General features: G+C 75.1%; 11 protein-coding genes. 7 read left to right on the top strand and 4 right to left on the bottom strand.

Features of this window, described 5'->3' with window-relative positions; translation table 11 throughout:
* Position 1: 1 nt before the first annotated feature.
* Complete coding sequence (locus FHD63_RS05980) at positions 2 to 1,117, top strand: N-acetylglucosamine-6-phosphate deacetylase (RefSeq protein ID WP_174964905.1); 1,116 nt, start codon at positions 2 to 4, stop codon at positions 1,115 to 1,117.
* 380 nt (positions 1,118 to 1,497) lie between these two features.
* On the opposite strand, the gene FHD63_RS05975 is transcribed toward FHD63_RS05980, so the two are convergent.
* Both FHD63_RS05975 and FHD63_RS15945 read right to left on the bottom strand, forming a co-directional pair.
* The gene (locus FHD63_RS05975; RefSeq protein WP_139720954.1) at positions 1,498 to 2,742 is read right to left on the bottom strand and encodes an RNA polymerase sigma factor; all 1,245 of its coding nucleotides are present in this window, start codon (positions 2,740 to 2,742) and stop codon (positions 1,498 to 1,500) included.
* A 4-nt stretch (positions 2,743 to 2,746) separates the two neighbouring features.
* On the bottom strand, positions 2,747 to 3,100 hold the full coding sequence (locus FHD63_RS15945; protein WP_158296717.1) for a YciI family protein: 354 nt from the start codon (positions 3,098 to 3,100) through the stop codon (positions 2,747 to 2,749).
* A gap of 193 nt (positions 3,101 to 3,293) precedes the next feature.
* Here FHD63_RS15945 and ctlX point away from each other — a divergent pair, with 193 nt between their 5' ends.
* From ctlX to FHD63_RS05945, 5 genes are all read left to right on the top strand, one after another.
* On the top strand, positions 3,294 to 4,322 hold the full coding sequence (gene ctlX / locus FHD63_RS05965) for a citrulline utilization hydrolase CtlX (RefSeq protein WP_139720950.1): 1,029 nt from the start codon (positions 3,294 to 3,296) through the stop codon (positions 4,320 to 4,322).
* Positions 4,323 to 4,401: 79 nt separating this feature from the next.
* On the top strand, positions 4,402 to 4,839 hold the full coding sequence (locus tag FHD63_RS05960) for a thiol-disulfide oxidoreductase DCC family protein (protein ID WP_139720948.1): 438 nt from the start codon (positions 4,402 to 4,404) through the stop codon (positions 4,837 to 4,839).
* A gap of 14 nt (positions 4,840 to 4,853) precedes the next feature.
* Entirely contained in the window at positions 4,854 to 5,276 is a 423-nt protein-coding gene (locus FHD63_RS05955) for an SRPBCC family protein (RefSeq protein ID WP_139720947.1), read from the top strand.
* 161 nt (positions 5,277 to 5,437) lie between these two features.
* The gene (locus tag FHD63_RS05950; protein WP_139720945.1) at positions 5,438 to 5,992 is read left to right on the top strand and encodes a dihydrofolate reductase family protein; all 555 of its coding nucleotides are present in this window, start codon (positions 5,438 to 5,440) and stop codon (positions 5,990 to 5,992) included.
* A gap of 83 nt (positions 5,993 to 6,075) precedes the next feature.
* Positions 6,076 to 7,020, top strand: a complete 945-nt coding sequence (locus FHD63_RS05945) for a TrmH family RNA methyltransferase (RefSeq protein WP_202978420.1) — start codon at positions 6,076 to 6,078, stop codon at positions 7,018 to 7,020.
* Between the two features lie 93 nt (positions 7,021 to 7,113).
* Here the strand turns inward: FHD63_RS05945 and FHD63_RS05940 are convergent, their stop codons facing one another.
* Together FHD63_RS05940 and FHD63_RS05935 are read right to left on the bottom strand one after the other, a co-directional pair.
* A complete protein-coding gene (locus FHD63_RS05940; protein WP_139720943.1) occupies positions 7,114 to 7,797 on the bottom strand; it encodes a haloacid dehalogenase type II in 684 nt (227 codons plus the stop codon).
* Positions 7,797 to 10,643: a DEAD/DEAH box helicase gene (locus FHD63_RS05935; protein WP_139720941.1), complete on the bottom strand. Its 2,847-nt coding sequence runs from the start codon at positions 10,641 to 10,643 to the stop codon at positions 7,797 to 7,799. The genes FHD63_RS05940 and FHD63_RS05935 overlap by 1 nt, the downstream gene beginning before the upstream one ends.
* A gap of 177 nt (positions 10,644 to 10,820) precedes the next feature.
* Here FHD63_RS05935 and FHD63_RS05930 point away from each other — a divergent pair, with 177 nt between their 5' ends.
* Entirely contained in the window at positions 10,821 to 11,999 is a 1,179-nt protein-coding gene (locus FHD63_RS05930) for an NAD(P)/FAD-dependent oxidoreductase (protein ID WP_139720939.1), read from the top strand.
* Positions 12,000 to 12,018 lie beyond the last annotated feature (19 nt).

Raw genomic sequence — 12,018 nt, 5'->3', positions numbered from 1 at the left:
CATGATCCTCTCCGGCGAGCAGGTGCTCTGGCCCGACGGCACCCTCGCCGGCGGCTGGGTCGCCGTGGAGGGCGACCGGATCACCCAGGTCGGGCGGGACGCCCCGCTCTACCCTGCCGACCGGCACACGCCCTTCCTCGCCCCGGGGTTCGTCGACATGCACTGCCACGGCGGCGGGGGGCATACCTTCGCCACGACGGACCCCGACGAGGTCCGCGCCGCCGCCGCGACGCACCACGCGGCGGGCACGACGACGGTCGTCGCCTCGCTGGTCTCGGCCGACCCGCAGACGCTGCTCGAGCAGGTCCGCGCGCTGGCCCCGCTCGTCCGCGGCACGATGATCGCGGGCATCCACCTGGAGGGCCCGTGGCTGAGCTCGCTGCACCGCGGCGCCCACCGCCTCGAGGACCTGCGCCACCCGGACCCGGCGGAGATCGACGCGCTGCTGGAGGCGGGCGCGGGCTCGATCTGCATGGTGACCCTCGCCCCCGAGCTGCCTGGCGGGATGGACGCCGTCCGCCGGTTCGCCGCGGCGGGCGTGGTCGTCGCCGTGGGTCACACCGACGCCGACGCCGACCAGCTGCGGGAGGCCGTCGACGCGGGCGCCACCGTCGTCACCCACCTCTTCAACGCTATGCGGCCCCTGCACCACCGCGACCCCGGCCCCGTTGTCGCGGCGCTCGCCGACCCCCGGCTCGCGGTCGAGCTCGTCGTGGACGGCGTCCACGTCCACCCGGAGGTCGTGGAGCTCGCGGTCCGCAGCACCCTGTCGCGGATCGTGCTCGTCAGCGACGCCATGGCGGGCGCGGCCGCCGCGGACGGGCGCTACCGCCTCGGCCCGATGGACGTCGAGGTGGTCGACGGGGTAGCACGGACCCTGGACACCGGGAGCATCGCGGGCAGCACCCTCACCCTCGACCGGGCGGTGCGCACCGGCGTCGCGGCCGGGGTCTCGCGGCACGCGGCGCTGCAGTCCGCCACGTGGGGCCCGGCGCGGACCCTGGGCCTGGACGCCGGCCAGCTCGCGGTCGGGCACCGCGCCGACGTGGTCGGTCTCGACCACGACCTCGACGTGCAGATGGTGCTGCGCAACGGGGAGTTCCTGCGCGATCTCTGAGGGGCGACCTGTCATGAACGACCGAGCCGACCCGCAGCAGGGCTGCTGGTCGGCTCGGCCGTGGGTTCACGAGCTCACTCGTCCGGGTGGTGCTGCTCCCGCATGGGCAGGATGCTCCTGGACGACGTGTCCGCCAGCTCGGTGGACCCGTCGGCGATCGCCTGTGCACTGGTCTCCACGGTGATCACCGTATGGCGCACCAGCGCGTCGCCGCGCCGTGCGCCCAGGAAGAGACACTCGATCTCACGATGCTGACGGTACGACCGTCGGACGTCCGGGGAAAGGTCCTAGGACAAACCTTTGCCGAAGCGAGACCTTTGCGCCAGACAGCGGGGCCGCTCAGCACTCGACGACGTCGACGGCCAGCCCGCCCCGGGGGGTCAGCCGCCCGTCGGGGCCAGCTCGGCGCGGCGCCGCCGCAGGTGCGCTCGCTCGGTGTCGTTGCCGCACGCGGCGAGGGCCGTGTCGAGCTGCTCCAGCGCCGCGGGCACCTCACCCACCCGGGCGAGCAGCTCGGCGCGGACCGCGGCGACCCGGTGGCTGCCCGGCACCTCGAGGCCGTCGAGGGCGGCGAGGCCGGCGCGCGGACCGTGCGCCTCCGCGACGGCGACGGCCCGCGCCAGGCGGGCCGGTGGTGACGGGGACACCTCCAGGAGCTGGTCGTAGAGAATGACGATGCGGTCCCACCGTGTCTGCGCGCTGGTGGGTGCGGCGGCGTGCTCGGCGGCGACGAGCGCCTGGAGCAGGTAGCCGGCGGCCTGCTCGGGCAGCGGGACGCCGAGCAGGCCGGGTGAGGCGAGCAGCCGCCCCGCCTCCTCGATCTCGTCGCGGTGCCAGCGGTCGCGGTCCTGCTCGTCCAGCAGCACGAGCCGGCCCTCGTCGTCCAGCCGCGCGTCCCGGCGGGAGTGCTGCAGCAGCATCAGAGCCAGCAGCGCGGTCAGCGTGGGGTCCTCCGGCCGCAGCGCGCGCACCGTGCGGACCAGGCGCACCGCCTCCCCCGCCAGCGCCGTCCGCAGCAGGTCGGGGCCGCTGGCCGGGGCATACCCAGCGGTGAACGCGAGGTAGGCCGTCTGCGCGACGCTCGCGAGCCGGTCGGGAAGGACCGCCAGGTCGGGGACGGCGAAGGGGATGCCGGCCGTGACGATCTTCTTCTTCGCCCGGGTGATGCGGGCGGCCATGGTGGGCTCGGGCACGAGGAAGAGGGCGGCGATGTCGTGGGTGCTGACGCCGAGGACGAGCCGCAGCGCGAGCGCGCTCGCCGACTCCGGTGCCAGGGCCGGGTGGGTGCACATGAGCACGAGGCGCAGCAGGTCGTCCTCGACGAGGTCACCGGGGTCGGCCATCGCGCGCGGTGGGCGGCGCTCCAGGTCGGTGACGACCAGGGCGTGGCGGCGCTGCGCCATCGCCTCCGCGCGCAGCCGGTCGACGACGCGGCGCCGCGCGACGGTCTGGAGCCACCCGGCGGGGTTGGCCGGGGTGCCGTCCCGTGGCCACTGCCGTGCGGCGGCCTCGACGGCGTCTCCGAGGGCGTCCTCGACGAGGTCCAGGCGCCGGAAGTGCGCGAGGAGCAGGGCGACGAGCCGGCCCCACTCCTCGCGCACGACCTGGTCGAGCTCGGGTGGCATCCCGTCAGTAGGGGTCGACCACGGGGCTGACCTGGATGTCGTAGGGCGGCAGGACGGTGAGCAGCTCCAGGACCACGTCGAGGTCGGGTGCCTGGAGGAGGTAGAACCCGCCTAGCTGCTCGACCGCCTCGGCGTAGGGTCCGTCGGTGACCGTGCGCTCACCGCCACGGGTGCGGACCGTCGTCGCGGTGTCGGCCGCGCCGAGCGCCTCGGCCGCCAGGATCTCCACCCCGTCGCGGTCGCGGCAGGCGGCGTCGAAGTCCTCGAACTGGCGCATCCCCGCCTGCTGCTCCTCCTCGCTGAGCGTGGACCACGCGGGCAGCTCTCCGTCGGCCATGAGCAGGACGAGGTACTTCATCGCTGCCACCTCCCCGGACCCGGGCACCCCCGGGTGCCGGTGCTGCGAACGGTGCGTCGCGTCATACGTCTCTCCTCTGCTCCACGGGCCGCCGGGTGCGACCTCACCAGGATGTCGGACGGGAGGGCGGCAGATCGACAGCTGGCGCGCACCATTTTCGGGGGCGACGCCGCGATGCCCTAGATTGCCGGGCGTGAGTGCCCAAGCCCCGTCCTCCGTGATCCTCATCCGTGCCGAGAACTTCGTGCCCAACCCGGCCACGGCGACCGACAACGCCTTCCAGCACGACGTGCCCGTGGGGCAGTCGACGGAGGTGACCTCGGCGGCGGCGCTGGCCGAGATGGATGCGGTGGCGCAGGCGCTGCGGGACGCCGGCGTGCGGGTCCACGTCTTCAGCGACCCCGACCACACGCGGCCGGACAGCGTCTTCCCCAACAACTGGCTGTCCACCCACCCGGGCGGCTACGTCGCGGTCTACCCGATGTATGCCTCGAACCGCCGGCACGAGCGGCGCGGCGACATCCTCGAGATGCTCAAGGCCCACTACCGGCTGCAGACGATCGTCGACTACTCCGGGCTGGAGCCGGACGGCATCTTCCTGGAGGGCACCGGCGCCATGGTGCTGGACCACGTCTCCCGGGTCGCCTACACGGCCGTCAGCCACCGGGCGGACACCCATGTGCTGGAGCGCTTCTGCAGCGACTTCAACTACGAGCCGATGCCCTTCGAGGCGGTCGACGCCGGCGGGGTGCCGGTCTACCACACCAACGTCATCGCGTGCATCGGCACCGACGTCGCCCTCATCGCGCTGGACATGATCCGCGACGAGCAGCGCCGCCGTGAGGTGCGCGAGCGCCTGGAGGTCACCGGGCGGGAGATCGTCGAGCTCAGCGAGCACCAGGTGCGCGAGTTCGCCGGCAACGCGGTCGAGCTGCTCGGGCGGACGCCGGAGGGGCGCCGGCGGCACATCATGGCCATGTCCGGTCGGGCCCGGCGCAGCCTCACCGGGCCGCAGATCACCGCCATCGAGCGCTCCTGCGAGATCGTGTCGGTGGACATCCCCACCATCGAGCTCGCCGGCGGGTCGGTGCGGTGCATGATCGCCGGCGTCCACCTGGACCCGCGGCCCACCGGCGCGCCTGAGCCGACCGCGACCGCCGAGGCCATCGACGAGGCCCCGGTCAGCGCCGACGGCCAGGTGGACGAGCCCCAGCGGGCCTGAGCGCGGCGCCGTCGAGAGGCTGCCTGCGAGAGGCTCTCTCCGGGTCGCCGACGGCGTCCCGGTGCGCGAGCATGAGGGCATGACGACAGCATCCCGACCACGGCCGCTCGCGCTCTACGACGGCGACTGCGGCTTCTGCACCATGGCGGCCGGGTGGATCCCGCGCCTCGGCGCGCGGGTCGACGTGTCGTCCCTGCAGGAGCACGACCTCGCGGCGCTGGGTGTGGACGAGGCCCGCACCGGGCTGGAGATGCCGGTGGTGCTGCCGGACGGGCGAGTCGCCTACGGCCACCGGGCGTGGGCGCAGATCCTGGCGCACTGCCCCCAGCCGCTGCGGACCCTCGGGCTGGTCCTGGGGTCACGGGTCATGGAGCGTCCCGGCGCGGCGGTCTACCGGCTGGTGGCCGCCAACCGCAGCCACCTCCCGGGCGGGACCGCGCAGTGCGCCCTGCCGCAGCAGCCCACCGGTGGCGCCACGGACTCCCCCGCGACGTCCGCCGGACCGGGGCAGGGGTGAGGCGCGGGCCGGGTGTGAGGCGCAGCGAGGTCACGACCTCGGCGCGCGGCCCGGTGCCGGTCGAGGAGGCCTGGGAGCGGTATGCCGACCCCTCGCGCTGGGCCGACTGGGCACCCCACCTGCGGCGCGTCGAGCTGGCCCCTGGCCCCGACCGGCTGGAGGCAGGGATGTCCGGCACGGTGCGCGGCTCACTGGGGCTGGCCGTCGACTTCGTGGTGACGGCGGTCGACGAGCCGGCACGCGCGTGGTCGTGGACGGTGCGCCTGGTGCGTCCGGTGCCGACCGGCCTCACCCTCGAGCTGCACCACACCCTGGCAGAGGTGCGGGACCACACGGGGTCGAGCACCGTGGCGGGGCTCGCGCTGCGCGGCCCGGCGCCCGTCGTGCTCGCCTACCGCCCGGTGGCCCGGTGGGCGCTGCGACGGCTCGTGACCTAGCCCGGCGCGTCTACCCCGCCCCGGCCCCCGGCCGGCACCGATGAGTCCGCGACCGGAGCGACGTCATACCCTCGACGGCCGCACCCGGGCGGCCGCCGGCACCCCGGAGACCCAACGGCACCGGGGCCACCGGCCAGGGCACGGCATACCGAAGGAGCAGCATGCGCCAGCTGATCGTCACCGAGATCATCACCCTCGACGGGGTCGTCGACTCCCCCGGCGGCGGCGAGCACCCGCACGCCGGGTGGAGCTTCACAGACGTCGACTTCGACGAGGCGGCCTACGAGATCAAGGGGCGCGAGCAGGACGAGGCGGGCGCGCTGCTGCTGGGCCGCCGGACCTACGAGGAGTTCGCGCCGGTGTGGCCGGGCATGACCGAGGAGTTCCCCCGCTACAACGCCATGCCGCGCTACGTCGTCTCCGGCACGCTCACCGACACCAGCGCGTGGGAGGCCACCGTGCTGGGCTCGCTGGACCAGGTGCGCGCGCTCAAGGAGGGTGAGGGCGACCCGATCATCGTCCACGGGAGCCCGACCCTCGCGCAGGGCCTGGCCGAGGCCGGGCTGGTCGACCGCTACCACCTGCTCGTCTTCCCCGTCCTGCTCGGCAGCGGCGTGAGGCTCTTCGGCGACGGTCCGCACCAGCGGCTCGCGCTGGTCGAGTCGCAGAGCTACGGCAACGGGGTCACCATGGCCGTCTACGACGTCCGGCACTGAGGCCACGCGGGTCGGCAGGTGGGCGCCGCGCCCGGGGCTGTGCCGCCCCGTCGGTCCCGAGCGCGGTCTGGTTCGATCGTGGTATGCCCGCCCCTCGCCGGACGCTGCGCGTCACCACCCGCAACGCGACCTTCCAGCAGTGGGAGTCGCTGCTGGGCAACCGCCGGGCACGGCACCGTGCGGGTGAGTTCCTCGTGCACGGCGTCCGCCCGATCGACCAGGCGCTGGCCCACGGGTGGCCGGTGCGCGCGCTGCTGCGGCCGCTCGGCGGGCGGCCCTCGGAGTGGGCCGCCGGCGTGTGGGCCGGCGGCGGTGGTGAGCGCTTCGAGGTCGCTCCTGCGCTGCTGGCCGAGCTGGCGCAGCGCGAGGACGAGCGGACCGAGCTCGTCGCCGTGGTGGGCATGCCGGCCGACGACCTGGGACGGGTGACCGGGTCAGCCGGGTCAGCCGCGGCGGCCGGGTCAGCCGGGTCGGCCGCGGCGGCCGGGTCGGAGGGCGCGTCGGTGCGACGTGGCGGCTCGGTGGTGGAGGCAGCCGCCGGGGCGCCGCGCGCCCGGCCGCCGCTCGTCACGGTCTTCGACCGGCCCGGCCAGCCCGGCAACATCGGGACGCTGCAGCGCTCGATCGACGCCTTCGGCGGGACCGGCCTGGTGGTGACCGGGCACGCGGCCGACCCCTACGACCCCAAGGCGGTCCGCGCCTCGACCGGCTCCTGCTTCGCCGTCCCCACGGTGCGGGCGGACTCCGCGCAGCCGGTGCTGGACTGGGTGCAAGAGCAGCGCGAGGCCGGTGTGCCGATGCAGGTGTGGGGCACCGACGAGCACGGCGAGACTGACCTGGCGGCCGTGCCGTGGGAGCGGCCGACCGTGCTGGTCCTGGGCAACGAGACCCGCGGCATGGCGAAAGCGTGGCGCGACGCCTGCGACGGCGTGCTCAGCATCCCCATGGTCGGCTCGGCCAGCTCGCTCAACGCCGCGGTCGCCGGGTCGATCGTGCTGCACGCGGCCATGCGGGGTCGCTGGCGCTGACTCCTGCGCAGACGTCGTACCTCGGTCGTGAGGCATCGCGGCACAGGTGCACCTTCCGCACACGGGTCGGAGGGTGGCCGTCGGCGCCCCGCGTCAGCCCTCAGCGGCCCCGAGCTGCCGCGCCAGGTCGTCGATGCCGCTGGCGGTGAGCTCGGGGGCGGCCATGTGACCGGGGTACCTCGCCGTGCCGCGCTCGACCCACGCCGTCCGCAGCCCGGCCGCCCGGGCGCCGTGGAGGTCCCAGGGGTGCACGGCGACGAGCATCGCGTCGGCGGGCGCGACCCGGCATACCTCGAGGGCGTAGGCGTAGGACTCGGGCGCCGGCTTCCAACGGGGCGCGTCCTCGACGGTCAGCAGGCCTTCGACGCAGTCGAGCAGCCCGGCCCGCTCCAGGAGCCCCTGCGCCACCGCCGTCGAGCCGTTGCTCAGGGTCACCATCCGCACGCCCGCGTCGTGCAGCCGCCGCACCCCCGCCTCGACGTCCGGGTGCAGCGCGAGCCGACCGAACCCGCCGAGCACGTGCTCGACCGCCCCCTCCACCTCGGAATGCCGCAGCTCACGCGCGAGCATCGGCCTCAGCACGGCGCGCCCGACGTCGGCGAAGCGCGGGTTGTCGCCGGCCGCGGTGAGGGCGAAACCGTCCCGCAGCAGCGACGCGAACCACGTCGTGGCCATCGCCGCAGGGGCACCCACCTCGACGAACCGGTCGGCCATGGGGCTCATGTCGGACAGGGTCTCGTTGACGTCGAAGAGCAGGACGGCGGGCGTGGGGGTCATCACCCCATCATCGCCGTGCCGTCCTCGCCGGGGAAGAGCGTCGTGCCGTCCTCGCCGGGGAAGAGCCGCGCCCGTTCCGCCGCGACGACCCGCCGGGCCAGGTCGGCCTCGCTGAGGTCGTAGGCCTCGGGAGCGCTCCGGGCGGTCTCGCTGACCCGGGCGTACCGGTCGAAGGTCCCGGCCTTGGCCGACAGCAGCTCCACCAGCCGCTCGTCGACGCTGTCCTCGGTGAGCAGGCGGTGCACCTGGACGGTCTGCAGCTGGCCCATCCGGCGGGCCCGCGCGATCGCCTGCCACTCGGTGGTGGGCTTGAGCTGCGGCTCGCAGAGCACCACGACCGAGGCCGCCTGGATGTTGAGCCCGACCCCGACGGCCTGGATCTGCGCGACCAGGGCGGCCCCGCCCGCGGCCCGGGAGAAGTCGTCGACGACCTCCTGGCGCCGGGCCGGCGGGACGGAGCCGGTGAGCGGCCCGAAGACCGGGCCCGGCAGGCTGGCGGCGACCCGGTCGAGGACGTCACGGAAGTAGGAGAAGACGATGACGCGGCGGCCGTTCTCCTCCGCCTCCGCCACGACCTCGAGCAGGTGCGCCAGCTTGGCCGACCGCGTGCCCGAGGCGAACGCGGCCCGGCGCATCGCCATGAAGCTGCCGGACGCGACGGCGTCGCGGTAGGCCGCCTCGTCGGCCGCGGACAGCCCGAGCCACTCCTCCACCTCGACCAGCTCGGGGAGCTCGACGAGGACGTCCTCGGTGTTGCGGCGCAGGTAGACCGGGACGATGCGGCGCCGGAAGTCGACCGGTGAGTCGCCGAGCCCGTCGAGCAGGTCGGGGCGCAGGTAGCCGACGAGCGTCGCGAGCTCGCCCACCCTGTTCTCCAGCGGGGTGCCGGTGAGCAGCAGGACGTGCTGGGTGCGTGCGACGAGCGCGGCCACGCGACGGGAGCGCTGGGCGGCCGGGTTCTTCACGTAGTGCGCCTCGTCGACCACCAGCGCGTCGAGCTCGAAACCGTCCAGGTCCTCCGCGAGGCTGCCGAGCGTGGAGTAGGTCGTGAGGGCCACTCCCCCGTCGGCGCGCCACCGCGCGAGCTCGGCCTGCCGGTCGGGGCCGTGCAGGCGGCGCGGCTCGAGCGAGGTCTTGGCGTCGACCTCGCGCACCCACGACGAGAGGACGGCGGCGGGGCAGACGACGAGGAACCAGCGGCCGCCCTCGGTGGCCCGATGAGCGAGCGCGGCGAGCGCCTCGACGGTCTTGCCCAGGCCCATCTCGTCGCCGATGACGACCTTCTCCTGGACGAGGGCGAAGCGGGCGGCGAAGCTCTGGTAGCCGCGCAGCGGCACCTCCAGGTATGCCGTGTCCAGCTCCTGCGCGCGGACCGCCTCGACGACGTCCTCGGGCAGGTCGCCGTGCGTGCCAGTCTCCTCCACCAGGCCGAGCTCGGAGAGCAGCGCGAGGTAGTGCGCCGGGCGGTCGACGAAGTCCGCCCAGGGGTCCTCGGCCCGCCCCTGCTCGAGGGTGTCGTGCAGCTCCTGGGCGCGCTCGAGCACGGGCAGGACGAGGTCGAGCAGGTCCTGGGCCGGGGCGTCGCCGAGGACGGCGAGGTGGGTCGTGCGGTCGGTGAGGTGGTCGGCCAGCGGCAGCAGCGTCTGCGCGAGGGCCACGAGGTCGGTCGCCTTCGCGGTCTGACGCAGCAGGTCCCAGGTATGCAGCCGCCCCAGCAGGCGGGTCGCCTGCGGGGTGCGGTCGTCGGGGTCGAGCCGCACGGGCGCGTCGTCGAGGGCCAGCGTGTGCAGCGTCTGGGCGGCGCCGCGCATGCGCCGGGCGGTGACCGGGCCGACGTTCGGCACGGCGTCGAGGTCGGCGCCGCGCTCCAGGACCTGCTGGACGGTGGTGATGCCCGCCTCGGTGAGGGCGCCGATCCGCAGCCGCTCACCGGTGGCCTCGCGGAGCCGCTCGACCGGCATCTGCGCCAGGAGGCGGTCGGCAGCGACGGCACGGACCGCCTCGCCGGCGGTCAGCGCCTGCTGCCGGGCCTCGTCGGCGCGGGTGATGACGGAGGCCAGGGGCGGCAGCACGACGGGCAGGTCGTGCAGGTCGGCGAGCACGACGGCAGAGGGCTCACCGGGTCGTCCGGCCGGGTGGCCTAGGCTGACGGCACCCTGCTGGTCGGGACGTCCGGCCAGGGGGCCCGAGCCGACGGCACTCACCCGGTCGGGGCGTCCGGCCAGGTGGCCCAGGCCGACGGCACCCTGCCGGTCGGGACGTCCGCCCGGCTGGTGGCCGAGCCGCACGACCTCCTGGTGGTCGGTCGGTCCGCCGAGACGGTCGACGAGACCCACGTGCGGGTGCAGGGCGGAGCCGAGGGCGAGCGGCAGGGCCGGCTCGCGGGTCTGCGCGTCCAGCGCCGACAGCCAGCCCTCGGGATCCTCGCCCCAGCCCCGCTGGTGCCGGAGCAACCACCCGGCCTGGGCGTCGGCCTGCGCGCGGCGGGTCCCGAAGGTGACGAGCCGCCGCAGCCCGACGATTCGTCGAGCTTCGGCGACGACCGCCGGGACCCGGTCGGCCAGATCGTCCAGGACCTCCTGCTCCCCCTCGCTGAGCCCGGGCAGCGCGGCGTCGGCGGCGAGCCGGCCGAGCAGGACGTCGTCGCCGTCACCGAGGGCGAGCACCCGCCACCCGCGGGTGCCCGCGGGCCGCAGGCGCGTCATCCGGGCCCGGAGCTGCGACCCCGCCGCATCGGCGGCCTGCCGCACCTCCTCCCGGTGCGCACGGACGCCTGCGGCGACCGGGGCCAGCCGCTCCGCCTGCGCGATCACCCCCTCCAGGCGCGCCCGCTCGTCCCTGTCCATCACCGGCGAGCGTAGCGGGGGCATCCGACCGACCCCCGCGCCTCGGCGAGCCGACCCGCCGCCGTGCCTCCGCGCGGTGTCGGACGTGCTGTTACGGACGTGCTGTGGCGCCGGCGGACGGCATACCCGTGGAACGCGGCTAGGCTGACGAGACGCAGCACCGAGCGAGGGAGCACCATGGCAGGTCACGACGTGGTCGTCATCGGCGCCGGGAACGCCGGGGTCTCCCTGGCCGCGCGGCTGCTGCGGATCGGGGCGAAGGACGTGGCCGTCGTGGCCCCGGACCGGCCGCACCTGTTCCGGCCGCTGCTGAACTACGTCGCCGGCGGGCAGGCCACGATGAGCGAGCTGACCCGCACCACCGCCTCGGTCCTGCCGGACTGCACCTGGGTCCGCGACCGGGCGGTGGCCGTGCACCCCGCCGAGCGTGAGGTCGAGCTGGCGGGCGGGGGTCGGATCGGCTACCAGGACCTCGTCCTGGCACCGGGGCTGGAGGAGGACCTCGGCGCCGTGCCGGGGCTCGAGCAGGCCATGGCGGCGGGCTGGTCGTCGACCGCCCACCTGGAGTCGCAGGCCACGGCCGTGTGGGACGCGGTCGAGAGCATGTCGCGCGGCCGCGCGGTCTTCACCCTCCCTCCCGAGCCGTCGCCCTGCGGCGGGACGGCGCTCAAGCCGCTCTTCCTGGCCTGCGACCGGTGGCGCCGGCGCGGGGTCCTGGGCGACCTGGACGTGCACCTGGTCACCCCGTTCACGGGTGTCCTGGGCCTGCCGTTCGTGGACCACCGGCTCGACGCGCACCTGCGCGAGCTCGGGGTGACCGTGCACCGTGAGTCGAGGGTGACCGCGGTCGACCATCGGGAACGGACGGTGACGTTGGACGGGCCGTCCGCCACGGTGCTGCACGACGTGGACCAGGCGTTCGTGGTGCCGCCCTACCGCGGCCAGGAGTGGCTCGCCCCGCTGGCCCGGGCGGGGGCGTCCGGTCAGGTCGACGTCGACCCGGAGACGATGGCCCACCGCTCGGTGCCCCGGGTCTGGAGCCTCGGCGACGCCGCCGCGCTCGACACCCGGCCCTCGGGGGGCGCGCTCCGCCGGCAGGTCGAGCTGCTCGCCGACAACATCGCGCGCAGCAGGCTGGGCCAGCCGTTGCGCCGCTACGACGGCTACACGATCGTGCCCGTCACGGTCGACCGGCACCGGCTGCTGCTCGCCGAGTTCGACCGCACCGGCGCGAAGGCACCGACCACCGGGCTGGTCGACCTCAGCGTCCCGCGTCGCGCCCTGTGGCTCTTCGACCGCTTCGTCGAGCCGGTCCTCTACTTCCAGGCGCTGCTCCGGGGCCGGCTCATCCCCTGAACGGGCCGGTGTCGCCCCG

The sequence above is a fragment of the Serinicoccus chungangensis genome (assembly GCF_006337125.1).
GTDB classification, from domain to species: domain Bacteria; phylum Actinomycetota; class Actinomycetes; order Actinomycetales; family Dermatophilaceae; genus Ornithinicoccus; species Ornithinicoccus chungangensis.
The sequence above is the reverse complement of the archived record's forward strand: the minus strand, read 5'-3'. Positions and strand labels throughout refer to the sequence as shown.